This window comes from Pseudoalteromonas sp. JC28 (assembly GCF_013319255.1).
Taxonomy (GTDB): domain Bacteria; phylum Pseudomonadota; class Gammaproteobacteria; order Enterobacterales; family Alteromonadaceae; genus Pseudoalteromonas.
Genome location: NZ_QOKX01000004.1, coordinates 324,107 through 347,733 on the forward strand (window position 1 = coordinate 324,107; position 23,627 = coordinate 347,733).

The window sequence follows — 23,627 nt, forward strand, 5'->3', positions numbered from 1 at the left end:
TCCACTTTTTAGGCTAGAGTAAACTGTTTCTGGTGGTGAGTATGTGACGAATTTGGTCCCATCGCAATAATCCAAGTATTTGTTTATCATCCTTTTGATTGTATATATACACCGCGCCTGAACGTTTATCTTTTAGCACATCAAAAGCATCTGCTAAGGTCGCTTGTGTGCTTAATCCTTGCAGCTCGATATAAGAGACCGATACGCTGCCCTCGGAGATTAAGTTCAAATCGTATTCGGCTAAGCGGTAGCCGCTTTGTTCGTCATAAACAATAAGCGGTGTTTGGCTATCAACCGCGGATAGGGTTTCTTTTATTTGCTCTTTGTCGTCGGAATAGAGCAGTTTAAAATTCTCATCCATCTCAGCCACTATCCCCACTTTCTGCAATGCCTCTTTTGCGGGCGATACTTGGTAAGGTAGTCCTTGAAAGTCCAGTTGTTGAATAAAAATGGAGCGATTGCCAAACGCCTGTAAAGCCGTAACGTAAGCGGTGGTGATCACCAGCATAGCTGGAACGATTATTTTTGGGTTTGAAGTCAGCTCCATCACCGCAGTAAGCGCAGCAAGCGGGGCGTGCAAAGTCGCAGCAAGTAAGCCTGCCATACCGAGTACACCATAAGTTCCTGCAACATCAACGCTTGGTTCTATAAACTGGGCAAAGAAAGACATTAAGGTGCCCATGATAACCCCAAGCCCAATCACTGGACCAATAATACCACCGGGAATACCAAGTCCAATCGCAAATAAAGTTGCCATCAGCTTGGCAATCAAAATTGTGGTAAGTAGTTGTAAATTATGCGGAGATTCAACTGCTTGGGTGATAGCGCTCATACCTGAGCCCATGGCCCCTGGTACGGCATAGCCAATTAATCCCGCAATTAAACCCGCTAATAGAAGACGAGGAAACATACTGATGGGCTTAAAAGTTTTGATGATCAGCATTAGATTTTGATTAAAGGCAAAAGCAACCGCCCCTAATGCTGCACCACAAATAATTAAATAAGGGTAATGCCAAAAACTCAACGGGGTGATATGAATGAGTGCCAGCTCGGAACTGTTACCAAACACATATTGCGTGCTCATCGCACCGATCACTGAAGCCAACATCACGGGAACGAAAATGTGGATTTTATACTCCCGGAGCACGACTTCCATGACGAATATCACTGCCGCGAGTGGGGTATTAAATGAGGCGGCAATACCTGCAGCTACACCGCATCCGGCCAAAGTTCGCGCAGCATTGAGTGGTAGATGTAAACGCTCTGATAGAACGCTTGCAGCTGTAGCCCCCATGTGTACAGATGGTCCTTCTCGACCAACAGAGAAACCACTGATCAAAGCAACAGCACCACCAAAAAACTGGTTGGCAGAATTCCAAATTGGCATATGACCGTAGTGGTGTTTGATCCGATTGATCACATATGGAATGCCCAAACGGTAGTGCTTAAACCCTGTCAAAGCAGCAAAGACAGCGATGAGTAGCGCGGCAAGGACAGGCAAAAATAGTCGATGTAGCTCAGAAAGCTCAGTAAAGTCATCTGGTTTATCGAGAAATGTGCCTTGGATTAATTCAATAGTAAGACGAAAAGCAATGATAAGTATCGCTGCAAGCAGGCCTGCACCGGCACCAAGTAGGCACAGTTGCGCTGAAGTTTTAGGTTTTGCAAGGCTTCGTCTTAATGTATCCAACGACATGAACGTCATTCCACAATAGTAAACCGTTTAAGAATATCAAATTTTTTATACTAAGTCCTTGTGCCAACGCAACTTAACTAAGGCAATAGTCATATTTTCCTTGGTTAAACGTGCTGTTACCAATTTATATCAATATGGGCGCATGAGTTTGCAGCACATAGAGTTAAAAGTTTCTCGATGGGAAAAAGTAGAAAAATTTTGCGGTGTAATCAATGGGGCTCTCTTTTTCTTTAAAAAGAGGTAGCTTAACAAATGTGACTGGTACAAACGCTATACTTGATTAAAATACTCAGGTATTAGATAATTTGCAGATTACAGGATTAGGGGTCTAAATCTATGTCTGAACAATTACCAATTCAGTTTTCTGACGCTGCTGCAAGCCGCGTAAAGGAACTTATTGAAGAAGAAGAGAATGCCAATCTTAAGCTACGCGTGTATGTAACGGGTGGCGGTTGCTCAGGCTTTCAATATGGTTTCACTTTCGATGAAAAAGTAAATCCAGGTGATTTGGAAATCGTAAAAAACGGTGTCACTATGGTTGTCGATCCAATGAGTATTCAGTATCTAATTGACGGTATCGTAGATTATACCGAAGGGCTTGAGGGCGCACGTTTCTTTGTGAATAATCCCAATGCAACAACCACTTGTGGCTGTGGTGCAAGTTTCAGCGTCTAGACATTATTCGCACTACGTTCTGCTAAGCTAAAGAGTCATGCTTTTGTCATGGCTCTTTTTGTTTCTGCCCATCAAAACTCAATTTGCTTTATTTGTCACAAACTACCTGTTAGATACATCATTAAGACAAAAAAACCTAAAACAAAAGATGAAAATACTAAGATGTAGATAAAGCCTTTTTTCCCTTGCTTAAGCGGCACGCCGTTTGAACGAAGGAAGTAAACCCAGCCTAAGCACAATAGAATTGGCAGTAAAAACAGTAATCGAATCATCTAGTAATAGCCTCTTTTTTAACCACTTAGTAAATGTTAGCTGTAAGTTTTTATTTTTTAAAGAAAAATAATTTATTTCAAATACTGGTACATTTTTTAAAAAATTTGTTAAAGTGTTACTGGATATTACAACCCTTAATGAATTAATAAAAAGTAAAAAATTAATTAGGTGTTACGCGTGTTTTAGTCTATACCTAATTGGGTACATAGGGACAAGTTAACATTTTGTCTACGTGTTACTGGTTTGGCACAATTTATCGCAGCTAGCTGGTAAGTTGTACCGCATTCGGGGTAAACTGTAGGCTTGATCGAGTTCTAAAGACAAAATGCTGAGTTCATACAAGCTTAACATTTTGCATTGTAGAGTTCTTCGATAAGCTACAACTGTAATATTTAGATAATAACTAAATGAGACGGGCATATTTCATTTAGATAATTTAGTCTTTCATCTAGTAGGAGATGTTTAATTATGATGGGTAAAACGGTTTCTTCTGAAGAAAACGGCAAACTAACGAAGTGGCTAAAATCAAAGCGCCACGAGAAAGGTCACACAATGCGTAGTCTTGCGCAGGTGTTGGGTACGCCTCATTCATTCATCGGTAAAATTGAAAACCAAGAGCGTCGATTGGATGTTATTGAGTTTTTACGTTACTGCGAAGCGTTAGAAGTTGATCCTTATGAGGGCTTACAGCTAATCAAAGAAGATCAATAAGCGTTTAGTTAGCAAAAACGTAAAAGGTGCAAGGACCTGCACCTCTAGTCTTTGTTAGCATGATACGCCTTTTCAATAGCATAAAGCTTGTGCCGAATTAAATATAAAAACAATAATGACGGAAGCACCATAAGCGCAGTTAACGCGAAGAAGAGTGCCCAATTACCTCCAAGCAAATCATCTATCACAAAACCACTATAGCCTGACAGCACAGTACGGCCTAAACTGCCAAGTGATGCAAGTAAGGCATAGTGGGTTGCGCTAAACGCTCTATCACAGAGCATAGAAATAAATGCTACCATCGCTACTAGTGACCAAGCTTGGGTAAAGCCATCCACTACAATTGCCAGTGCGTAAAGGTGTTCTTTAGGTCCTGCAATTGCAATCCAAGAGAACATTAAATTTGATGCGGCCATAGCAACGCCGCTAATAAATAAGCCCTTTACGATACCGTATTTATGGTTAAAGATACTGCCAAGAAAAGCAAATACGATAGTGATCACACCGGTACCAAGCTTAGAATATTGCCCAATTTGGGTGTTTGAAAACCCCACTTCTTTATAAAATACGATGGACATACGGGCTAAGAAAGCTTCTCCTATCTTAAATAGGAAAATAAAGGCGAGTAGTGCACATGCAGTTTTAACCCCATTCTTTTCAAAAAATCGCTTAAAGGGTTCAACCAGAGTCACAGCAAGCCAGGCATAGATCTTTTTAGAAGCATTTGATGATGCGCTGTGGTTAAGTTTATGCTCGTAACTCTTCTGTAGCTGTGCTTGTACTTGCTCCCGATGAGATTTTGGTTCTTTTGCCAACAAAGTGACAACTAATAAACACACTACGATGACGCTTAGCATCTGATAGATAATGGGCCAACTAAAGCCAGGTAAATCAGCCATAAAGAATGGAATTGCACCAAGTAAGGCATAGCCAGACCACCAACCTGAAGTCGCCATCGCTGCCGCTGCCGTTGCCTTTTCACTTTCGTCTTCTGGTAAAATGTCGATGCGATAAGCATCTATTGCAATATCTTGGGTAGCTGAAAATAACGCAATAATAAAGCACAATAATGCGGCATGTGAAAGATGGTCTTTAATTGAAATAGTGGCTAATGCAAAGGTGGCAATAATAATAATAAACTGACAACCTGCTATCCAACTTCGTCGTTGCCCTAAGCGATTGTACAGCAGGGGGATTTTTATTCGGTCAACGAGTGGGGACCACAAAAAGTTGATTGTATAGGCACCATATACTAGGCCAAATAGGCCAATGGTGCTACGGCTTAACCCTTCATCTTTAAGCCAAGCTGACATCACAGAGCCAATCAATACCCAAGGAAAACCGCTACTTATTCCAAAAGCAAAGACAGTTAATAGACGTTTGTCTTTGTAATAACCGAGATATTGCGAAAAGCTAGATGATATCAACATAAAAGGTAATTACTCTGGCTGCTTTAATACTTCAACTGAAAGAATAATGACGGGCTCTTTAGGTATAAAGGTATAGCCAAGTTTTTCATTGTAGCCGGTTTCCACCTTCATAATTGCGTCCAGTGTTTCATAACCTTCAGAGACGTTCCCGAATACGGCAAAACCCCAGCCTCTACCTGGGTTCAAGTGATCGTTGTCATCCATATTAAAGAAAAACTGCCTAGTACCTGAGTGTGGTTTGTTGTCTTGGTAGGCCATGGCAATAGTATACATATCATTTTTCAAGCCATTACCGCTTTCATTGAAGATAGCTTCGCGCTCAAACATACCATCGTACTCTTTGTCGTAACCTCCACCTTGGATAACAAAGTCTTTTTCGTTGGCTTCATCACGCTCAACTCGATGAAAGACAGAGCCGTTATAATCTTTGTTAATAACGTAAGTTAAAAAGTTATTTACTGTTATAGGCGCTCTCGATCTGTCTAGTTCGACAATAATAGGCCCTTTACTAGTATTGATTTGAACTCGAGGGAATAGGTTATTCTTTTGTACAAATTTACCGTTCATTTCGGCAAATACATTCATACTTAATAATAGGATGGTTAAGCTTAGAATTATTTTTTTCATTAACTTCCTCTCACAAATTGAATAAATTCAGGATCTTGAATGATTCGAGTAACAACCTGTTGAGCTAGATTGTTGAGCTGTTCTTCGATTTTAGCTTGGTCGTGTTTTAGTGGACCATTTAAATTAGCGCTACCTTTATATTGCTTTTTGAAACTGCGAGTGCCTTGCTTTATCAGTACGGTGACGTCAGCTTCAGCATCACTTTGGTGAGTCGAGAAAGACTCCTCAATAATGGCTTTAAAGCGATTGATATCCACAGTGACTTGCGTTGCTGCAACCGGTGTTATTTGCGCGCCATGTGCAGTGAGTGCTTGCGTTAATACCTGATTGAAGTTAACCGGTAAATTAGCATCAGGTACGTAAAGTGCGGGTTCTTGGTTCTTCACGCGAATGGTGTATTTTGTAGTCCGTAGGTCGTTTACTTGTACCGCCACGTTGGCGGCAAGCGCGTTTGACGAAGGACCTTGATATTCCGGATGAAGAATGACACTGCGTGGTGAGCTTTCACAGCCCACGAGTATCAAGGTTAGCAGAATAATCAGCAATGAAAAACGCATGAAGTTAGCTCCTTTTTATTGCACTTAAAACAGTGAATTTTTTGTTGTTGCCTAGTGTCTTGCTGTTACCGAATAAGCGCTTGAGTTTGTCGTCATATTCCAAGTGGCGGTTACCGATAATTCTTAACTCTCCCCCATGGCGAAGCGCTGCCTTAGCTTGTAAAAACATCTGCCAAGCGATGTGATCGGTGATTGCATTGGCCTGATGGAATGGCGGGTTACACAGTATCAGATCCGCACCGTAATTTTCAAAACCCGTAAGGCAGTCGTTTTGTACGAACTGACAATCAGCAACACGCTCGGGTAGGTTATTGACGATATTTTGCTCCGCGCTATGCACTGCCATCGCGGACTCGTCGATAAAGGTGACGGTGGCATTTGGCATTTTTGCGAGCGTCATCAATCCAATAACACCGTTACCACAGCCGAGATCAATGACCTTCAATGGTTTTTTCCCCATAGGAAGGTAATTGATAAAAAAACGTGCGCCAATATCAAGAGAATCTCGTGAGAAGACATTTGCTTCATTCGACAAGGCAAAATCGGTTTTTTCCAGCGGCCAAGACACAGGGAATTTACTATCAATGGCTTTGGCTGACGTCTTGCTGAACACTAAACGCGATTTTTTTACCGCTAAGCTAGTCGTTGGCTCCGTCAAAAAGTGGCTAAAGCTTTTTAATGTTGAGGTGTGAATTTCTTTTGCTTTGCCAGCCGCAATTACGGGAATGTCTGTAGTCAGTTTACTTAATTGTGCAAGTTGCGATTGCAATAGCCCTGAATTTTTGGGAATTTTTATTAATATCAGATCGATATCTTTTGGCAGCTCATCCATGCTAGTGAGTACATCAACCTTAGCGTCCGCAAGTTCGTTGGCCTCTAAATTATACTCATAGGCGAGGGTACTTACATAAGAGTCGGTCACTACCGTACAGTGCTTGTCAGCAAGTGCACAGCATAATGCGCCAAAACTATCGTTGAGAATGAGAATACGATTTGCATCGCGGTGATGTTCAAAGACATAATCTAACAGGTATTCGTCGGCTGAATCCCAAGCTTGTAAGCTACGATTTTTTTGATCGAGTGGAAACCTATGTAGCGTAAAAGGGTTTCCGGCTAGAATTGCATCAGTCGTCATGTGAATGTTCTATAAATAAAAGCAGCGGGTAGTTTAACATGAGAGCAGTAGACAAAGCACGGAACTTGCCGTGCGGTTTTAGCTATCAAGCACAGGCTATTAGCTTCGATAAAAGTCTAGCGCTATATAATGTACTACTGAATAGCCTTGCGTGGCAGCAAAATACCATCACCTTATTTGGTAAGACCCATCAAACGCCTCGACTTGAACGATTTATTGCCGACCCTGACGTGCATTACAGTTATTCTGGAAAGCGACTTGAAAATGCTCCTTGGCCTTCGGTATTGCTTGGGATGAGACAAACGCTAGAACGCAGATTTAATATTCCTTTTAATGCGGTATTGGCTAATTTTTATCGTGATGGTCAAGACAGTATGGGCTGGCACAGTGATGATGAACCCGAACTTGGTTTGACGCCCACAATCGCTTCACTGTCGCTTGGCGCGACCCGCAAATTTAAAATACGCCACAAAGTAAGCCACTCTGTAACCGACATTTTATTGGAAACTGGCAGCCTATTGGTAATGCAAGGTGATAGTCAGCGCGACTATCAACATGCTTTGCCAAAGCAGGCCAAGGTGACTCAGGGGCGTATTAATCTTACTTTTCGAAGTGTTGGAAATACGCGCTGAACGGCGTATAGTAGCGTCACGAATTGCTCAAGGAGACAAAGTATAATGTCAATGCAATCACAGATTTATGACAAAATAGCTGAAGCCGTTGCGTGCAAGCATCTGAACGTTATCAATGAAAGCCATATGCACAGCCGTGGCGAAGAGTCTCATTTTAAAGTCATTGTTGTAAGCGAACAATTTATCGGCCAGAGGTTGCTGCAACGTCACCGAAAGATCAATGAAGTGCTAAAAGATGAATTACAAAACCATATTCACGCTTTGGCCATTCATGCCTATACACCAGAAGAGTTTTCGGACAAAGAAGGTCAGACGCCAGAGTCACCAAAATGCTTGGGTGGCTCTAAGTTCGATAGCTGATCAGATGTGTGTTTTACATATCTGCCAGTACACTACGCAGTAATTTTAATAAAGTGAGACCAATCTCACTTTTATTTTGTATCAAATCAATGGATAGGATCTCTTATGGTCATCAAACCAAAAATTCGTGGATTTATTTGTACTAATGCGCATCCAGTAGGCTGTGCTGCACACGTTCAAGAACAGATTGAATACGTAAAACAACAAGGCCAAATCGAAAATGGTCCTAAGAATGTATTAGTAATTGGTGCATCGACAGGCTATGGCTTGGCGTCGCGTATCACGGCTGCATTTGGTGCCGGTGCGAAAACGCTAGGTATCTTCTTTGAAAAAGAAGGCTCAGAGAAGAAAACCGCGTCAGCGGGTTGGTATAATACGGCTGCATTCCAGCAAGCTGCAGAAGAAGCGGGTTTATGGTCTAAAAATATCAATGGTGATGCGTTTTCTGATGAGTTGAAGCAAAAAACCATCGACACCATCAAAGCTGAGTTGGGTAAAGTAGATTTAGTGGTATATAGCCTTGCGTCTCCTCGTCGTAAAGACCCTAAATCTGATGAAGTTTACTCTTCAACACTTAAGCCAATTGGCTCAGCTATCACAACTAAAAACCTAAATACTTCAAAGCGCGTTATTGATGAAATGACAGTTGAAGCTGCTAACGAAGACGAAATTGCTAATACGGTTAAAGTGATGGGTGGTGAAGACTGGGAACTTTGGATTGATGCGCTTAAGCAAGCTGATGTACTGGCTGATGGTTTCAAGACAACGGCATATACTTATATTGGTAAAGAGCTGACTTGGCCGATATACGGTCATGCGACTATTGGTAAAGCAAAAGAAGACTTGGACCGTGCGACGCAGGCAATTCGTGAAACTACAGCGGATATTAAAGGCGAAGCGTATGTGTCTTCACTGAATGCAGTAGTGACGCAGGCAAGCTCTGCTATTCCAATTATGCCTCTTTATATCTCTGCACTATTTAAAGTGATGAAAGGTGATGGAACTTATGAAGGGACAATCGAGCAAATTCATGGGCTGTTTACTGAAAATCTATATGGTCAATCGCCACGCTTTGATGATGGCGGTCACTTGTTCCAAAACTATAAGGAACTAGAAGACGGCGTTCAAGCTCGTGTGCAAACTATTTGGGATACTGTTGACACAGATACAATTGATGAATTGACGGATTATGTTGGTTACCACAACGAATTCTTGAAGCTATTCGGCTTCGGGGTTGACGGCGTAGATTACGAAGCTGATGTGGATGCAACGGTAGAAATTAATCACCTCGTTTAATTTCACGGTTTTTGATCTCACTGTTTTTGATTTTGCGGGCAAAGTGCTAATTGGTACTTTGCCCGTTTTTGTTTGACCGTGAATTTTTACTTATTTTGCAGATTAGGGTAAGAAAAATTTTATCTATGCAACTTTGGTCTATACTCCTTCCAGTGATGGATTTTTCAACTAATCTAAATCCACGTTAAAGTCGTATTAATTTCATAATTCCACTCGCATACTCAGTACGATTAATGTTAAAATCAGAGAAATATGTGAGGACTTTTATCACGACGCTGCTTTTTTGTGCGCGTTGAGAGGTATTTTAAAGGGGCTTGTTTGGGAACCCTATCCGGACTCATAACTTTCTGCTCTTTATACCTAATACTTAGTACAAACGAGGTGGCGCTGTGGTGACTAAAGATATTTTCAGTTTCTTTCCGTTAATGTAATGCAAGTGCGTATGATCAACATAAAAAAAGGTCTGGACTTACCAATAGAGGGCGCACCTCAGCAAGTTATTCATGATGGTTCTGCTGTCAAACGAGTAGCTGTGCTAGGTGAAGAATTCATCGGTATGCGTCCTACCATGCATATTCGTGTGGATGACCAAGTCAAAAAAGGCCAAGTTCTTTTTGAAGATAAAAAGAACCCAGGCGTCAAGTTTACTGCGCCAGCTTCTGGTGTAGTTAAAGAAATTAACCGTGGTGCTAAGCGTGTACTTCAATCCGTTGTGATCGAAGTTCAAGGCGACGAGCAAATCACTTTCGAGAAGTTTTCAGCTGCTGATTTAAGCAACTTAGACTCTGAAAAAGTGAAGGAAGTGCTAATCGAGTCTGGTCAATGGCCAGCGCTTCGTGCACGTCCATTCAGCCGTGTCGCTGTGCCGAGTGCAACACCTAGCTCAATCTTTGTGACAGCAACAGATACTAATCCGTTAGCAGCAGATCCTGCTGTTATCATCGCAGAAAACGTGGAAGCGTTTGAAGCGGGTCTAGCGGTTGTATCTCGTTTGACTGAAGGCAAAGTATTTGTGTGTAAGAAAGCGGGTGCTAACGTACCTAGTTCTTCTATCTCACAAGTAGAAGTTCATGAGTTTGCAGGTGTGCATCCAGCAGGTAACGTGGGTACTCACATTCACTTCCTAGATTCTGTAGGTACAAACAAGCAAGTTTGGCACATTGGTTACCAAGATGTCATCGCGTTTGGTAAGTTGTTCCTGACAGGTGAAATCTACTCAGACAGAGTTATTGCTCTAGCAGGTCCTCGAGTTAAGAACCCTCGCTTAGTAAAAACTCATGTCGGTGCGTCGCTAACAGATTTAGTTGCAGGCGAGCTTGAAGACGGTGATAACCGAGTCATTTCTGGCTCTGTGTTAGCTGGTAAAACAGCAACTGGCCCTCACGCTTACCTTGGTCGTTACCATACTCAAGTATCAGTTTTACTTGAAGGTCGCGAGAAAGAGCTATTTGGCTGGATCGCTCCGGGTAGTGACAAATTCTCAGTAACACGTACATTCATTTCACACTTAACACCTAGCCGTTTGTTCAAGATGACAACGTCTACTGGTGGTTCTAAGCGTGCGATGGTACCAATCGGTAACTATGAGCGTGTTATGCCACTCGATATTTTGCCAACGCTATTATTACGTGATCTTATTTCACGTGATCTAGATTCTGCGATTTCGTTGGGTGCACTAGAGCTAGATGAAGAAGATTTAGCACTATGTACTTACGTATGTCCGGGCAAATATGAGTACGGTTCAATCCTGCGCGATTGCCTGACTACTATCGAGAAGGAAGGTTAAAAATGGCCTTAAAGAAATTTTTAGAAGACATTGAACCTCACTTTGAACCTGGTGGTAAACACGAGAAGTGGTACGCGCTTTACGAAGCCGTAGCAACTATCTTCTATACTCCTGGTTATGTAAACAAAGGTGCAACGCACGTTCGTGATAACATCGACCTAAAACGTATTATGATTTTAGTGTGGATGGCGACGTTCCCTGCAATGTTCTTTGGTATGTTCAACATCGGTCACCAAGCTGCACTTGCACTAGGTAACGGTTTTGAGCTTGCTAATACTTGGCAGGTAGCTATTTTCCAAGCGCTTGGTGGTGAATTAACTGCTGATGCAGGTTGGGGCGCCAAGATGTTCTATGGTGCGTGTTTCTTCTTGCCTATTTACGCAACCGTGTTTGCGGTTGGTGGCTTCTGGGAAGTGTTGTTCGCGTCAGTTCGCAAGCACGAAGTAAACGAAGGCTTCTTCGTAACCTCAGTGTTATTCGCGCTTATCCTGCCTGCAACAATTCCGCTATGGCAAGCTGCTTTAGGTATTACGTTCGGTGTTGTAATCGCGAAGGAAATCTTCGGCGGTACAGGTCGTAACTTCCTAAACCCAGCACTTGCAGGCCGTGCGTTCTTATTCTTTGCGTACCCTGCTGACATTTCTGGTGACACAGTGTGGACAGCTGTTGATTCGTTCTCTGGTGCAACTTACTTAGGTCAAGCGACTGCAGGTTCACTAGACTACAGCAATATGGACCTTTGGTTTAACGCGTTTTACGGTTTTATCCAAGGCTCTGTAGGTGAAACATCAACACTAGCAATCTTACTTGGTGGTTTGTTCCTTGTTTATGTTCGTATCGCTTCATGGCGCATCGTACTAGGTACATTCATTGGTATGGTTGTAATGTCATTCGTTCTAAATGCAATTGGCTCTGAAACAAACGCTGCGTTTGCTATGCCTTGGCACTGGCACTTAGTACTTGGTGGTTTTGCATTTGGTATGTTCTTTATGGCAACAGACCCAGTATCTGCGTCTTTCACAGACAAAGGTAAGTGGTTATACGGTGCGCTAATCGGTGTAATGGTTGTGCTTATCCGTGTTGTTAACCCGGCATACCCAGAGGGCATGATGTTAGCAATCTTATTCGCTAACCTTTTTGCTCCACTATTCGACCACTTCGTAGTGCAGTCAAATGTGAAGAGGAGATTGGCACGTGTCAACTAATAATGAATCAATGGGCAAAACGCTCGGCGTAGTTGTTGGCTTATGTTTAGTGTGTGCAATCGTAGTATCTTTTGCTTCGGTTCAGCTTCGTCCTATGCAGCAAGCAAACAAAAACGAAGATATTCAGCGTAACATTTTAGCCGTTGCTGGCTACGATAAAGTTAAAAACGTATCTGAAGTTTTTAACCAAAATATCGAATCACGTGTTGTTAGTCTTAAAACGGGTGAGTTTGTTGAAGACGTTAAAGCGGAAACTTTTGATTTTGAAGCGACTAAGTTTGATGCCAAACGTAGTTACAAGCTTTCAAAAGAAGAAGACAAAGCGGGTATTCAACGTATCACAAATAACTCTCCAGTTTATTTTGCAAAAGATGACCAAGGTAAAGTGTCCACTATCATTCTACCAATCCAAGGTTATGGCCTTTGGGGTGTGATGTATGGCTTCATTGCGCTAGAAGCTGATGGTGAGACGATTAAGTCAATCAACTTTTATAAGCACAGTGAAACTCCTGGTCTTGGTGGCGAAATCCAAAACCCTAAGTGGACTGCACTTTGGGAAGGAAAAGAGCTTCCTATCGACGTTGTTAAAGGTAGTGCTGGCGGTAACGAACACAAGGTAGATGGTCTATCTGGTGCGACACTTACTTCTAATGGTGTTGATCATACTGTAGATTTCTGGACAAGCGACAAAGCGTTTGGTCCATTCCTTGCGAAAGTACGTAAAGGAGCATTGAACTAATGGCTAATGCAAAAGAAATGAAGGAAGTCTTGTTTGGTCCTGTTTTTGCGAACAACCCGATTGCACTGCAAGTGTTGGGTATCTGTTCTGCACTAGCGGTAACTTCAAGCCTTAAAAATGCACTTATCATGTCAATTGCGTTGACATTGGTTACGGCGTTTTCAAGTTTATTTATCTCAATGATCCGTAATCACATTCCTTCAAGTGTGCGTATCATTGTCCAAATGACGATTATTGCATCTTTAGTAATCGTTGTAGACCAAGTGCTTCAAGCCGTTGTTTATTCAACAGCAAAAGAACTATCAACGTTCATCGGCCTTATCATTACTAACTGTATTGTAATGGGTCGTGCAGAAGCATACGCAATGAAGTCACCACCAACAATGTCGTTCCTTGACGGTATTGGTAACGGTTTAGGTTATTCTGTTGTGCTTTTAACAGTTGGCTTTATCCGTGAGCTATTCGGTGCGGGCACATTGTTTGGCGTTGAAATCTTACCACTTATCTCTGAAGGTGGTTGGTATCAGCCTATGGGTCTACTAGTTATGCCATTCAGTTCGTTCTTCATCGTAGGTGCATTTATTTGGGCACTACGTACTTGGAAGAAAGAGCAAGTAGAAGCGAAGGCATAAGGGGAGAGAGATGGAACAATATATCAATTTATTTATAAAAGCAGTTTTCATTGAAAACTTAGCTTTGTCTTTCTTCTTAGGTATGTGTACTTTCTTGGCGGTATCTAAGAAAGTAACAACGTCGCTAGGTCTAGGTATTGCGGTAGTTGTAGTTCTTGGTATCTCTGTACCAGTAAACAACTTGGTTTATCACGCAGTGCTAGCGCCGGGCGCATTGGAATGGTTAGGCTTCCCTGAAGTGGATCTTAGCTTCCTACGCTTCTTGACGTTTATCGGTGTAATCGCAGCGCTTGTTCAAATTCTAGAAATGACATTGGATAAGTTCTTCCCTGCGCTATATAACGCACTAGGTATCTTCCTACCGCTAATCACAGTTAACTGTGCGATTTTCGGTGCGGTATCATTCATGGTTGAGCGTAACTTAAACTTCGGTGAATCTGTAGTTTATGGTCTAGGTTCAGGTGTGGGCTGGGCACTTGCTATCGTATTGTTAGCAGGTATTCGTGAGAAGATGAAGTATGCAGACGTTCCTGATGGATTACGTGGCTTAGGTATTACCTTTGTTACTGTAGGTCTAATGGGCTTTGGCTTCATGTCATTCTCTGGTATTTCACTGTAAGGTAGCGAGGAAACTATACGATGGAAACTATTGTATTAGGCGTAAGCATGTTCATCGCTATCGTTGTGATGCTAGTGCTTATCATCATTGCAGCGAAATCGAAGCTTGTAGCAAGCGGTGACGTTACAATTGATATTAACGGCGATCCTGAAAAAGCGATCAAGACTCCTGCTGGCGGTAAGCTACTAGGTGCACTTGCAAACGCGGGTATTTTCGTATCGTCTGCATGTGGTGGCGGTGGCTCATGTGGTCAGTGTCGCGTACATATTAAAGAGGGTGGTGGTGATATTCTACCAACCGAACTTGACCACATCTCTAAAGGTGAAGCACGTGAAGGCTGTCGTCTAGCGTGTCAGGTTAACGTTAAAAACGACATGGAAATCGAAGTTGAAGAATCAATCTTCGGTGTTAAAAAGTGGGAATGTACTGTTATCTCTAACGATAACAAAGCAACTTTCATCAAGGAGCTAAAACTAGGCATCCCTGAAGGTGAAGTTGTACCTTTCCGTGCCGGTGGTTACATTCAGATTGAAGCACCAGCTCACCATGTTAAATATGCAGACTATGATATTCCTGAAGAATATCGTGCTGACTGGGAACGTTTTGGTTTCTTTAAGCTAGAGTCTAAAGTTGACGAAGAAACGATCCGTGCATACTCAATGGCTAACTACCCAGAAGAGTTTGGCATCATCATGCTAAACGTACGTATCGCAACTCCGCCGCCAAATAACCTAACATTACCTTGTGGTAAGATGTCATCATTCATCTGGTCACTTAAAGAAGGTGATAAGGTTACTATTTCTGGTCCATTCGGTGAATTCTTCGCGAAAGACACAGATGCAGAAATGGTATTTGTTGGTGGTGGTGCTGGTATGGCGCCAATGCGTTCACACATCTTCGATCAGCTTAAGCGTCTTAACTCTAAGCGTAAGATGTCTTTCTGGTACGGTGCACGTTCTAAGCGTGAAATGTTCTACGTGGAAGACTTTGACGGTCTAGCTGAAGAAAATGATAACTTCCAATGGCATGTTGCCCTTTCAGATCCTCAACCAGAGGATAACTGGGAAGGTTACACGGGATTCATTCATAACGTACTTTATGAAAACTACTTGAAAGATCATGAAGCACCGGAAGATTGTGAGTTCTACATGTGTGGTCCTCCAATGATGAACGCGGCAGTTATTAACATGCTTAAAGACTTAGGTGTTGAAGACGAAAACATCCTACTTGATGACTTCGGTGGTTAATTAGGTTTCGGTCTAACAATGAACTTAAGTTAGAATATCAGCCCTCCAGCAAAATGCTTTGCTCGAGGGCTTTTTTATACCCGTTGGTACTAAACTCAGGAAGTTCTGATGCAAGCAAGTTACGCTTTTTTATCTCGATTTTTTATTATTTCGTTTTTATTCGTTTTTTTAACAGGGTGCCAAGACGCCAAACCTGAAGCCAAGGAGATCGTGCTGTCTGGTAAAACCATGGGCACGACTTACAACATCAAGGTATTCCCCGGTGAAAAGCCGCTCGAACAAGCGCAGTTGCACGAGGAGGTTGAGCAAGCATTAAAGGCTGTTAATCAATCTATGTCCACCTATATCCCAAATTCTGAGATTAACCAGTTTAACCGTTTAGCCGCAAATACCGTTATGCCTATCAGTGAAGACTTTCGCTTGGTAGTTGCTGAATCTATCCGCCTTGGAAAGTCGACCAAAACGCTTGATGTTACGATGGGACCGCTTATCGATTTGTGGGGATTTGGTCCTGACAAAAGACCAACAATGCGTCCGTCACAGGTCGAGTTAGACGATATGCGCACTCGTATCGGTGTTGATAAGCTTATTTTAAATGACCGTGGTCTTGCGAAAACAGTTACGGGGCTGGAATTATCATTTTCTGCAACCGCTAAAGGCTATGGCATAGATAAGGTGGCTGAGGTGATTGAGAGTCATGATATTCATGACTATATGGTAGAAATCGGTGGCGAGCTTCGCGTTTCTGGCAAGAAGCCGGATGGAGAGTGGCGTATTGCTATCGAGAAACCCGATGCGCCTGTTGGTCAACGCCAAATTCATCGCGTGATAGAGCCTGGCAAAAATGGCATTGCAACTTCAGGTGACTACCGTATTTTTTATGAAATGGATGGTGAAACCTTTACACACCTTATTGACCCAACAACGGGTCGCCCAGTTAAACATGAGCTGGTGTCGGTAACGGTACTACATCCATCTGCGATGACGGCTGATGGCCTAGCGACAGCATTGACTGTGATGGGCACGGAGCGTGCAAAGGCGTATGCCACTGAGCATCAACTCCCCGTGTATTTGATGTATAAAAGTCCTGAAGGGATCAAGAGTTACGCGAGTGAAGCATTTCAGCCGTACTTGAATTAAGCTGTACAACACCCCATAATTTAATTGTGAGTGACGCCATGAAAGCGTATAATTTGCGCGTCGTCACTCAATTCAATGTAGCAATAAAAGGGGCTAGATAATGTCTTTATTCCTCCTTACTTTCGGTTTACTTATGCTTATCGCTGTTGCGATGGCAGTAGGCGTTATCGTACAAAAGAAATCCATGGCCAGTAGTTGTGGTGGTTTGGGCTCAATGGGCATTGACAAAATTTGTGATTGCGACGATCCATGCGACAAACGCAAAAAGCGGTTAGCAAAAGAAGAGATGTGGAAAGAAAACCAGATCCTATAACCGTAGAATGATATTAATTGAAAACGCAAGCTTAGCTTGCGTTTTTGCTTTTTGGGTAACAAACCTCAGGTTAAGTAAAAATGCAGCGGCAGCTATATTTTGTTCGTCATGGTGAAACGACCCTATCAGGCCATTTACTTGGAGTGACAGATCCCGAACTCAGTAGTACTGGTGCTCAGCAATTGCTGCAATCGTTAACGAGCCTAAGTGGCCTGCAGGGTATTATTAGCTCTCCAAGGAAGCGCTGCCTGAATACAGCCACAGCCTTTGCAAAGCAGTATCAACTCCCCGTTGAGGTGGAGCCAAATCTCGCCGAATTTGATTTTGGATTATGGGATGGACAACCTTATGATACGCTTTGGCGAGAAACCCAATTTCCAAGTATTGGTGACTTTTGGCAAAACCCTTGGCTGCACACGCCTCCTGAGGGCGAGTCTATGTATGATTTTCATCATCGGGTCGCCACGTGGTGGCACAGTATTTTGGCGTCGCCAAGTAAAGAGTGTACCGCCGTCGTAGCGCATGCAGGAGTAATAAAAGCGCTTGTAGCACTTATTCTTGACCTATCGCCTGAGCTTACTGCATACCAATCGAAGATAGATATTCCTTATGCGGGTATAGTAAAAGTTGAGGTGTTTTACGACAGCAGCCAAACTGCTTGGCCAAAAGTTGTATTTTAGACGTCTAGACTTCATAATATTGCAAATTTCGTGATAGGCAGATATTGGGAATGAGGTGTGAGTCCTCAACTGTCCCCGCAACTGTAAGTGTATGAGTGTTACCTCTTGCATAAGTCAGATACCAAGGCCTATCTATATACTTAAGCGGGCAGACTTAAGTCAAAGTTGTCGCTTGTCTATAAGCTACTACTTTGCCGTGCCCAATCAGAGGTGCTATGGCAGTCACTCCACAGTTTCAAGTCGATAAACTTAGCGTGCAGCTTGGTGGTAAAGCCATCTTAAAGGCACTCAGCTTTGCTATTAATTCGGGTGATTTTATTGGTTTGCTCGGACCGAATGGTGCTGGAAAGTCTACTTTGCTGCGCACTTTATATCAATACACCGCGCCAAGTTCTGGGTCGCTACTTTTCAATGGTAAGCCGCTAGCTAGTTATGGACGTAAAGCCTACGCGAGACATGTTGCTGTGGTGCTACAAGAGATCCCCGCTGAGTTTACTCTGCCATTATTTGATATGGTATTGATGGGGCTAACACCGAACAAATCACTGCTCGCGACAACGACGGCTGCTGAAAAACAGGCAATCTTACATGCCATTGAGCAGGTTGGATTGAGCCATAAATTAGAGCAATGTTTTAGCTCCTTGTCTGGTGGGGAGAAGCAAAGGGCAATGATCGCACGTGCCATGGTGCAAGCGCCTCAAGTATTGATAATGGATGAGCCCACCAGCCACTTGGACATTAAATATCAAATCCAAATTATGGAGCTGGCCAAACAGCTTGGTGTTACTATTATTGCGTCTTTTCACGACTTAAATTTGGCTAGCGCCTTGTGCGATCGCTTATTAGTATTAAATAACGGTGAGCTTGTTGCAGATGGGTTGCCACTTGAAGTCATTAACGAAACCCTATTAAGCCAAGTTTTTGGGGTATGCGCAGAGGTTTCTACTGTCCGTCATCCGCCAAATAACAGTGAGATCCCACATATACGCTTTCATTACGGGTATCAATTATGATTGCCGCAAAGCGGATCGCGTTGATATCGATACTGCTATTGGCCTTGTGCTGTTTTAGCATGCTGATGGCACTTAAGATCGGTGCGATTGATTTATCTTGGCATACGGTTATACAAGCGATTATTAATTTCGATCCCAGCGTACTTCAACAACGGGTGGTAGTTGAGCTTCGTCTGCCACGGACGTTACTGGCGATGAGTGCGGGAGCAGGACTGGCGATAGCGGGTCTTATTTTACAAACCGTGACGCGTAACCCTCTAGCTGATCCTTATTTATTTGGTATTTCTTCAGGTGCTTCATTCGGTGTGGTGGTGCTTATCGCGCTATTTGGTGCACAGTCTAGCCTAATGATGTCTGGGGCTGCATTTGTCGGAAGTTTGCTGTCTATCTTGCTGCTTTTATTTGTGGCAAAACGCAATGCACTACAGCAGGTAGAAACTATGCTCTTGGCGGGCGTCGCACTTTCTTTTCTGTTCAGTGCCTTTACTAGCTTGTTGCTCTATTGGAGTGACCCTCAAGCCATCAGTGCAATCTTGTTTTGGAATCTAGGCTCGTTTGCAAGGGCGAGCTGGCAATGGCTATGGCTTCCATGTTTGGTCGTGTTGCTGAGTTTTATCACGCTTTTAGTGATGCGTCGGCCGCTCAACGCCTTGTTACTCGGAGATGAGAGCGCCACCACGCTTGGCGTGAATGTAGGACGAGTGCGAATAGGTATGTTGTTATTGAGCTCCTTACTCACCGCAGTACTTGTGGCTGCGTGCGGCGGAGTCGGATTTGTAGGCTTGATGATCCCGCATATCGTACGCTTTTTTATCTCGCAAGCAAAGGTCATTGGGCTTGTGGCCACCGCGCTTTGCGGTTCGCTTTTGATGCTATGGGTGGATGTATTGTCGCGCACGCTTATCGATAATCAGGAACTTCCTGTGGGTGTGATCACCGCCGCCATTGGCAGCGTGTTCTTCTTAGCATTGCTTATTTTCAAAAATCGCCGCTCTGGAGGCGTCGGAGTTACCCATGGTTAAACCGTTAGATACTCGCTTAAACACGCTTATTCAACAGCGCATCGACTTAAAAACCAAACCGCTAGGTGCGCTAGGTAAGCTTGAAGCTTTGGCTGTGCAGCTAGTACAGATCTTCTCACAAGGGCAGACGCAATTAGACATAGAGCAGTTAGCAATAACACGCCCTGCAATGTTTGTTTTTGCGGGCGACCATGGTATTGCAAGCCAAGGGGTTTCTATTGCGCCAAGCGAAGTAACTGGGCAAATGGTTGCAAACTTTGTGCAGGGGGGGGCCGCGATCAATGTCTTTTGTCGGCAACTTGGTTGGCAGTTAACCGTAGTAGACTGTGGCACATTAGTGCCATGCGAGCCTGCGCCGAATTTGCGCTCGCAGCGACTTGGCGATATTACTCATGCCTTCCATAAACAACCCGCGATGAGCGAAATGCAGCTCAAGCAAGGACTTGAATATGGAGAGCAAGTGGTGATGCCCGCTATTGAAGTGGGTAGCAACGTGATTGCTTTTGGTGAGATGGGGATTGGCAATACCAGTTCTGCAGCTGCAATTTTAGCGGCGCTCAGCGGGGCGAGTGTGGAATTATGTGTGGGGCGCGGTACAGGCGTTGACGATGAAACGCTTTGCAAAAAACGGGCACTTATCAAACAGGCTCTAGAATATCATCAAGATAAGCTTGCGACACCAGAACAAATTTTGCAGCGCCTGGGTGGCTTTGAAATTGTGCAAATGGTTGGTGCCATGCTGGCGGTTGCTCGGGCACAAAAAGTAATCATAGTGGATGGCTTCATCTCCACCGCAGCGGCTATGTTGGCAAGTAGAATAGCACCGCAAAGTAAGCAATATATGGTGTTTGCTCACGGCTCTATGGAGCAAGGCCATAAGTTAATGTTAGAGCAGTTAAACGCTGAGCCATTACTGCATTTAGATATGCGCTTGGGTGAGGGAACGGGCGCCGCTCTAGCGCTTCCATTATTACAAGCTGCGCTAGGCTTCTTTTGCGAAATGGCAAGCTTTGCCGATGCCTATGTTACGCAAGTGGTAGACGCATAATGCAGTGGCAACAAGAGTGGCGACTGTTTAAGCTTGCCGTGGTGTTTTTAACGCGGGTGCCAATTCGTTTGGATCCTGCCCCTTCATCTGATGAACTTAACGAAGTGAGTGGTTACTTTGCTTTAGTTGGTTTATTTGTTGGTAGCTTCTCGGCCATACTTGGCTATGTTGCCAGTAGTGGTGTATCGCCAATGTTTGGTGCCGTTGTCGTACTGGCTGCGAGTATTTTACTTACCGGGGCTTTTCACGAAGATGGTCTTGCCGATGTTTTTGACGGTTTTGGCGGTGGCTGGAGCCGTGAACAAAAGCTTGAGATCATGAAAGATAGCCGTCTTGGTACATACGGTAGTTGTGCGCTGATATTGCTGTTATTGGCCAAATTTTCGCTTTTGACCATGCTCTTTAATGACTTTGCTGTGACACTCGCTGCACTTATTTTAGCCCATAGCCTAAGTCGTGCCTTTGCGGTGTCTTTAATCGGTGCGCTTAACTATGTACAGGCTGATGAGCTGAGCAAAGTTAAGCCGGTAGCGAAACATATATCGAGTGCTGCGGCGACCCGCCTTACGCTCACTACCATTGCGATTTTAATTTTCTGTTGGCCATGGCTTGCGCTTTCACTGTTCGACTTGTTGATGCTGTGTACTTGCTTGTTTGTGCTAAGACTTGTGTGCATTAAATGGTTTAACGCTCAGCTTGGTGGTTACACCGGAGATTGTTTAGGGGCTGCGCAACAGCTTGCTGAGCTTGTTATTTTGCTTTTTATTGTGGGTCATCTCTAATGGCACAAATACAGTTAATACTGGGCGGTGCTCGCTCAGGCAAAAGTCGCTTGGCAGAGCAGCGCGCTATTCTATTGTTAGAGCAAGGTGCGGTGAACGAACTTTACTATGTTGCAACTGCAAAAGCCCAAGATGAAGAAATGAAAAGCCGAGTGTTTGCTCACCAGATGCAGCGTGATAGCCGCTGGCAGCTAGTGGAAGAGCCGTGGCATATTGATAAGCTTATTGCTACTGCACGCGAAGATGCGCTGTTACTTATCGATTGTTTGACCTTATGGCTGAGTTTTGGCTTATGCGAAATGGGTAAGGCCGCGACCATAGACAAAAAAGAACATGTGCTGGCGGCACTAGAAAGCTGTGCTGCCACTGTTATTTTGGTGAGTAACGAAGTGGGGCATGGGATAATTCCGCTTGGCGAGCTAAGCCGTGAGTTTGTTGATGAATCTGGTTGGCTCCATCAAGACATTGCTAAAGTGGCCGACAGAGTCGATTTTGTTATTGCAGGCTTGCCACAATGTTTAAAAGGTCAAGACGTATGAAAACCTTAATGGTACAGGGCACCACGTCTGATGCCGGTAAAAGTACACTGGTTGCGGGACTTTGCCGGGTGCTGCAACGAAGAGGCTTATCTGTTGCGCCTTTTAAGCCGCAAAATATGGCACTAAATAGTGCCGTCACACCTTGTGGCGGTGAAATTGGTCGGGCACAAGCACTCCAAGCCGAAGCCGCAAAAGTCCCGCTATCCACAGACTTTAATCCTATTTTGCTTAAGCCAAACTCTGACACTGGCGCACAAGTGATCATTCACGGCAAAGCCATTAGCAATATGGAAGCAGCCGCTTATCATGATTACAAAAAGGTAGCGATGGAGGCCGTACTTTCCTCACATCAACGCCTCAGCGAACAATTTGAGCTGTGCATAGTGGAAGGGGCGGGGAGCCCTGCTGAGATCAATCTGCGTGAAAATGACATTGCCAATATGGGGTTTGCCTGTGAAGTTGCATGCCCCGTGATCATTATCGCTGATATCGACAAAGGCGGGGTGTTCGCACACTTGGTTGGCACACTTGCGCTATTAAGTGACTATGAACAAAGCTTGGTTAAAGGGTTTGTGATCAATCGCTTTCGTGGTGATATTGCGTTATTGCAATCTGGACTTGACTGGCTCGAGCAAAAAACGGGTAAGCCTGTACTTGGGGTATTGCCCTATTTGCATGGCTTAGCGCTCGATGCAGAAGATGCGGTGACGGTGGACAATATTTGTGAACGGGGATCGTTAAGCGTCAGGGTTTTACTATTTCCTCATATTAGCAATCACACCGACTTTGACACCTTGCGCTTAAACCCTGAAGTGGATTTGCGTTATGTACGCTATCAAGAATCTATCGGTCCTTGTGACTTAATCATTCTGCCCGGCAGCAAAAATGTGTTGAGCGATTTAACCTTCTTACGCAAACAGGGTTGGGCAGAAGAAATCAAACGGCACCTGAGGTACGGTGGTAAGGTACTAGGTGTGTGTGGCGGTTTGCAAATGTTAGGTAAGTTCATCAGAGATCCAAATGCGGTGGAATCAACACTCGGTGAAGTCGCTGGGCTTGGTCTGGCTGACTTTGAGACCACACTCTCAGAGCAAAAAGTACTGACGCAAGTGTCTGGCATTTGCCAATTGGATGAGCAAAGTGCTGAAATTTGTGGTTACGAGATCCATGCGGGGATCTCTTCTGGAGCGGCACTAGAGGTGCCATTCTTGCGATTTAACACACATCCAAATAACAGTGTGCAGGACGGTTTTATCTCCCGAGATAATCAAATTGCAGCCACCTATTTACATGGTTTATTTGATACGGTCGCCGCCACACAGGCTATCTTGTCTTGGGCCGGTAGTAAGCAAGCGGGAACAGCCGCGATTGATTTAGCGAAGCACAGAGAGCAGCAAATTACGCGTCTTGCCGACAGCTGTGAAGCACATTTAGATTGGCAAAAATTGATGAAAATAATTGAGGAATAAC

25 protein-coding genes and 1 riboswitch are annotated in these 23,627 nt (G+C 43.8%); of the genes, 20 read left to right on the plus strand and 5 right to left on the minus strand.

Annotated features, from left to right (window positions below; all coding sequences use genetic code 11):
- Window positions 1–13: 13 nt before the first annotated feature.
- Window positions 14–1,696 (minus strand): chloride channel protein, encoded by a 1,683-nt coding sequence (locus DS891_RS11245; protein WP_010606088.1) that lies wholly within the window; start codon window positions 1,694–1,696, stop codon window positions 14–16.
- 336 nt (window positions 1,697–2,032) lie between these two features.
- Between DS891_RS11245 and erpA the strand changes: the two genes are divergently transcribed.
- The gene (erpA, locus tag DS891_RS11250) at window positions 2,033–2,371 is read left to right on the plus strand and encodes an iron-sulfur cluster insertion protein ErpA (protein WP_010372235.1); all 339 of its coding nucleotides are present in this window, start codon (window positions 2,033–2,035) and stop codon (window positions 2,369–2,371) included.
- Between the two features lie 741 nt (window positions 2,372–3,112).
- A complete protein-coding gene (locus tag DS891_RS11255; RefSeq protein WP_017216404.1) occupies window positions 3,113–3,355 on the plus strand; it encodes a helix-turn-helix transcriptional regulator in 243 nt (80 codons plus the stop codon).
- A 44-nt stretch (window positions 3,356–3,399) separates the two neighbouring features.
- Here DS891_RS11255 and DS891_RS11260 read toward each other — a convergent pair whose 3' ends face one another.
- Genes DS891_RS11260 through DS891_RS11275 form a run of 4 tightly spaced genes read right to left on the minus strand, consistent with a single transcriptional unit; the run spans window position 3,400 to window position 7,104 of the window.
- Window positions 3,400–4,785: an MFS transporter gene (locus DS891_RS11260; protein WP_010606091.1), complete on the minus strand. Its 1,386-nt coding sequence runs from the start codon at window positions 4,783–4,785 to the stop codon at window positions 3,400–3,402.
- A gap of 9 nt (window positions 4,786–4,794) precedes the next feature.
- Window positions 4,795–5,412, minus strand: a complete 618-nt coding sequence (locus DS891_RS11265) for a peptidylprolyl isomerase (protein ID WP_010606092.1) — start codon at window positions 5,410–5,412, stop codon at window positions 4,795–4,797.
- The gene (locus tag DS891_RS11270; RefSeq protein WP_010606093.1) at window positions 5,412–5,969 is read right to left on the minus strand and encodes a YajG family lipoprotein; all 558 of its coding nucleotides are present in this window, start codon (window positions 5,967–5,969) and stop codon (window positions 5,412–5,414) included. Before DS891_RS11270 ends, DS891_RS11265 begins: the two co-directional genes overlap by 1 nt.
- A gap of 4 nt (window positions 5,970–5,973) precedes the next feature.
- Window positions 5,974–7,104, minus strand: a complete 1,131-nt coding sequence (locus DS891_RS11275) for a methyltransferase (RefSeq protein ID WP_010606094.1) — start codon at window positions 7,102–7,104, stop codon at window positions 5,974–5,976.
- A gap of 38 nt (window positions 7,105–7,142) precedes the next feature.
- On the opposite strand from DS891_RS11275, the gene DS891_RS11280 reads away from it, so the two are divergent.
- The 18 genes from DS891_RS11280 to DS891_RS11365 all read left to right on the plus strand — a co-directional run bounded on the left by DS891_RS11280 (window position 7,143) and on the right by DS891_RS11365 (window position 23,626).
- Window positions 7,143–7,736 (plus strand): alpha-ketoglutarate-dependent dioxygenase AlkB, encoded by a 594-nt coding sequence (locus DS891_RS11280; protein WP_010606095.1) that lies wholly within the window; start codon window positions 7,143–7,145, stop codon window positions 7,734–7,736.
- 45 nt (window positions 7,737–7,781) lie between these two features.
- Window positions 7,782–8,096 (plus strand): BolA family transcriptional regulator, encoded by a 315-nt coding sequence (locus DS891_RS11285; RefSeq protein ID WP_010372214.1) that lies wholly within the window; start codon window positions 7,782–7,784, stop codon window positions 8,094–8,096.
- 105 nt (window positions 8,097–8,201) lie between these two features.
- A complete protein-coding gene (gene fabV, locus DS891_RS11290) occupies window positions 8,202–9,392 on the plus strand; it encodes an enoyl-ACP reductase FabV (RefSeq protein ID WP_010606096.1) in 1,191 nt (396 codons plus the stop codon).
- Window positions 9,393–9,834: 442 nt separating this feature from the next.
- Window positions 9,835–11,178, plus strand: coding sequence for a Na(+)-translocating NADH-quinone reductase subunit A (locus DS891_RS11295; RefSeq protein ID WP_010372207.1), 1,344 nt, complete (start codon window positions 9,835–9,837; stop codon window positions 11,176–11,178).
- 2 nt (window positions 11,179–11,180) lie between these two features.
- On the plus strand, window positions 11,181–12,383 hold the full coding sequence (locus DS891_RS11300; protein WP_017216396.1) for an NADH:ubiquinone reductase (Na(+)-transporting) subunit B: 1,203 nt from the start codon (window positions 11,181–11,183) through the stop codon (window positions 12,381–12,383).
- Entirely contained in the window at window positions 12,373–13,122 is a 750-nt protein-coding gene (locus tag DS891_RS11305) for a Na(+)-translocating NADH-quinone reductase subunit C (protein ID WP_102057371.1), read from the plus strand. The genes DS891_RS11300 and DS891_RS11305 overlap by 11 nt, the downstream gene beginning before the upstream one ends.
- The gene (locus DS891_RS11310) at window positions 13,122–13,754 is read left to right on the plus strand and encodes an NADH:ubiquinone reductase (Na(+)-transporting) subunit D (protein ID WP_010372200.1); all 633 of its coding nucleotides are present in this window, start codon (window positions 13,122–13,124) and stop codon (window positions 13,752–13,754) included. The genes DS891_RS11305 and DS891_RS11310 overlap by 1 nt, the downstream gene beginning before the upstream one ends.
- Before the next feature lie 10 nt (window positions 13,755–13,764).
- Entirely contained in the window at window positions 13,765–14,373 is a 609-nt protein-coding gene (gene nqrE / locus DS891_RS11315) for an NADH:ubiquinone reductase (Na(+)-transporting) subunit E (RefSeq protein WP_010372198.1), read from the plus strand.
- Between the two features lie 20 nt (window positions 14,374–14,393).
- Window positions 14,394–15,620: an NADH:ubiquinone reductase (Na(+)-transporting) subunit F gene (nqrF, locus tag DS891_RS11320; protein WP_174169844.1), complete on the plus strand. Its 1,227-nt coding sequence runs from the start codon at window positions 14,394–14,396 to the stop codon at window positions 15,618–15,620.
- A 108-nt stretch (window positions 15,621–15,728) separates the two neighbouring features.
- Entirely contained in the window at window positions 15,729–16,760 is a 1,032-nt protein-coding gene (locus DS891_RS11325; RefSeq protein WP_174169845.1) for an FAD:protein FMN transferase, read from the plus strand.
- 100 nt (window positions 16,761–16,860) lie between these two features.
- A complete protein-coding gene (nqrM, locus tag DS891_RS11330; protein ID WP_010372193.1) occupies window positions 16,861–17,073 on the plus strand; it encodes a (Na+)-NQR maturation NqrM in 213 nt (70 codons plus the stop codon).
- A gap of 80 nt (window positions 17,074–17,153) precedes the next feature.
- Window positions 17,154–17,753 (plus strand): histidine phosphatase family protein, encoded by a 600-nt coding sequence (locus DS891_RS11335; RefSeq protein ID WP_174169846.1) that lies wholly within the window; start codon window positions 17,154–17,156, stop codon window positions 17,751–17,753.
- Window positions 17,744–17,899, plus strand: a riboswitch (cobalamin riboswitch). Its footprint overlaps the gene before it by 10 nt.
- 69 nt (window positions 17,900–17,968) lie before the next feature.
- Entirely contained in the window at window positions 17,969–18,766 is a 798-nt protein-coding gene (locus DS891_RS11340; protein ID WP_174169847.1) for an ABC transporter ATP-binding protein, read from the plus strand.
- On the plus strand, window positions 18,763–19,788 hold the full coding sequence (locus tag DS891_RS11345; protein WP_010606104.1) for an iron ABC transporter permease: 1,026 nt from the start codon (window positions 18,763–18,765) through the stop codon (window positions 19,786–19,788). Before DS891_RS11340 ends, DS891_RS11345 begins: the two co-directional genes overlap by 4 nt.
- On the plus strand, window positions 19,781–20,836 hold the full coding sequence (cobT, locus tag DS891_RS11350) for a nicotinate-nucleotide--dimethylbenzimidazole phosphoribosyltransferase (protein ID WP_174169848.1): 1,056 nt from the start codon (window positions 19,781–19,783) through the stop codon (window positions 20,834–20,836). Before DS891_RS11345 ends, cobT begins: the two co-directional genes overlap by 8 nt.
- On the plus strand, window positions 20,836–21,618 hold the full coding sequence (locus DS891_RS11355) for an adenosylcobinamide-GDP ribazoletransferase (protein ID WP_174169849.1): 783 nt from the start codon (window positions 20,836–20,838) through the stop codon (window positions 21,616–21,618). The genes cobT and DS891_RS11355 overlap by 1 nt, the downstream gene beginning before the upstream one ends.
- Window positions 21,618–22,157 carry a bifunctional adenosylcobinamide kinase/adenosylcobinamide-phosphate guanylyltransferase gene (gene cobU, locus DS891_RS11360; RefSeq protein WP_010606107.1) on the plus strand — a complete coding sequence of 180 codons (540 nt, stop codon included), beginning with the start codon at window positions 21,618–21,620 and terminating at the stop codon, window positions 22,155–22,157. Before DS891_RS11355 ends, cobU begins: the two co-directional genes overlap by 1 nt.
- On the plus strand, window positions 22,154–23,626 hold the full coding sequence (locus DS891_RS11365) for a cobyric acid synthase (RefSeq protein ID WP_130163552.1): 1,473 nt from the start codon (window positions 22,154–22,156) through the stop codon (window positions 23,624–23,626). Before cobU ends, DS891_RS11365 begins: the two co-directional genes overlap by 4 nt.
- Window position 23,627 lies beyond the last annotated feature (1 nt).

Bases quoted from the DNA above. Each gene is read 5' to 3' on its own strand.
- DS891_RS11245 (WP_010606088.1), bottom strand. From the start codon at position 1,696: ATGTCGTTGGATACATTAAGACGAAGCCTTGCAAAACCTAAAACTTCA.
- erpA (WP_010372235.1), top strand. From the start codon at position 2,033: ATGTCTGAACAATTACCAATTCAGTTTTCTGACGCTGCTGCAAGCCGC.
- DS891_RS11255 (WP_017216404.1), top strand. From the start codon at position 3,113: ATGATGGGTAAAACGGTTTCTTCTGAAGAAAACGGCAAACTAACGAAG.
- DS891_RS11260 (WP_010606091.1), bottom strand. From the start codon at position 4,785: ATGTTGATATCATCTAGCTTTTCGCAATATCTCGGTTATTACAAAGAC.
- DS891_RS11265 (WP_010606092.1), bottom strand. From the start codon at position 5,412: ATGAAAAAAATAATTCTAAGCTTAACCATCCTATTATTAAGTATGAAT.
- DS891_RS11270 (WP_010606093.1), bottom strand. From the start codon at position 5,969: ATGCGTTTTTCATTGCTGATTATTCTGCTAACCTTGATACTCGTGGGC.
- DS891_RS11275 (WP_010606094.1), bottom strand. From the start codon at position 7,104: ATGACGACTGATGCAATTCTAGCCGGAAACCCTTTTACGCTACATAGG.
- DS891_RS11280 (WP_010606095.1), top strand. From the start codon at position 7,143: ATGAGAGCAGTAGACAAAGCACGGAACTTGCCGTGCGGTTTTAGCTAT.
- DS891_RS11285 (WP_010372214.1), top strand. From the start codon at position 7,782: ATGTCAATGCAATCACAGATTTATGACAAAATAGCTGAAGCCGTTGCG.
- fabV (WP_010606096.1), top strand. From the start codon at position 8,202: ATGGTCATCAAACCAAAAATTCGTGGATTTATTTGTACTAATGCGCAT.
- DS891_RS11295 (WP_010372207.1), top strand. From the start codon at position 9,835: ATGATCAACATAAAAAAAGGTCTGGACTTACCAATAGAGGGCGCACCT.
- DS891_RS11300 (WP_017216396.1), top strand. From the start codon at position 11,181: ATGGCCTTAAAGAAATTTTTAGAAGACATTGAACCTCACTTTGAACCT.
- DS891_RS11310 (WP_010372200.1), top strand. From the start codon at position 13,122: ATGGCTAATGCAAAAGAAATGAAGGAAGTCTTGTTTGGTCCTGTTTTT.
- nqrE (WP_010372198.1), top strand. From the start codon at position 13,765: ATGGAACAATATATCAATTTATTTATAAAAGCAGTTTTCATTGAAAAC.
- nqrF (WP_174169844.1), top strand. From the start codon at position 14,394: ATGGAAACTATTGTATTAGGCGTAAGCATGTTCATCGCTATCGTTGTG.
- DS891_RS11325 (WP_174169845.1), top strand. From the start codon at position 15,729: ATGCAAGCAAGTTACGCTTTTTTATCTCGATTTTTTATTATTTCGTTT.
- nqrM (WP_010372193.1), top strand. From the start codon at position 16,861: ATGTCTTTATTCCTCCTTACTTTCGGTTTACTTATGCTTATCGCTGTT.
- DS891_RS11335 (WP_174169846.1), top strand. From the start codon at position 17,154: ATGCAGCGGCAGCTATATTTTGTTCGTCATGGTGAAACGACCCTATCA.
- DS891_RS11340 (WP_174169847.1), top strand. From the start codon at position 17,969: ATGGCAGTCACTCCACAGTTTCAAGTCGATAAACTTAGCGTGCAGCTT.
- DS891_RS11345 (WP_010606104.1), top strand. From the start codon at position 18,763: ATGATTGCCGCAAAGCGGATCGCGTTGATATCGATACTGCTATTGGCC.
- cobT (WP_174169848.1), top strand. From the start codon at position 19,781: ATGGTTAAACCGTTAGATACTCGCTTAAACACGCTTATTCAACAGCGC.
- DS891_RS11355 (WP_174169849.1), top strand. From the start codon at position 20,836: ATGCAGTGGCAACAAGAGTGGCGACTGTTTAAGCTTGCCGTGGTGTTT.
- cobU (WP_010606107.1), top strand. From the start codon at position 21,618: ATGGCACAAATACAGTTAATACTGGGCGGTGCTCGCTCAGGCAAAAGT.
- DS891_RS11365 (WP_130163552.1), top strand. From the start codon at position 22,154: ATGAAAACCTTAATGGTACAGGGCACCACGTCTGATGCCGGTAAAAGT.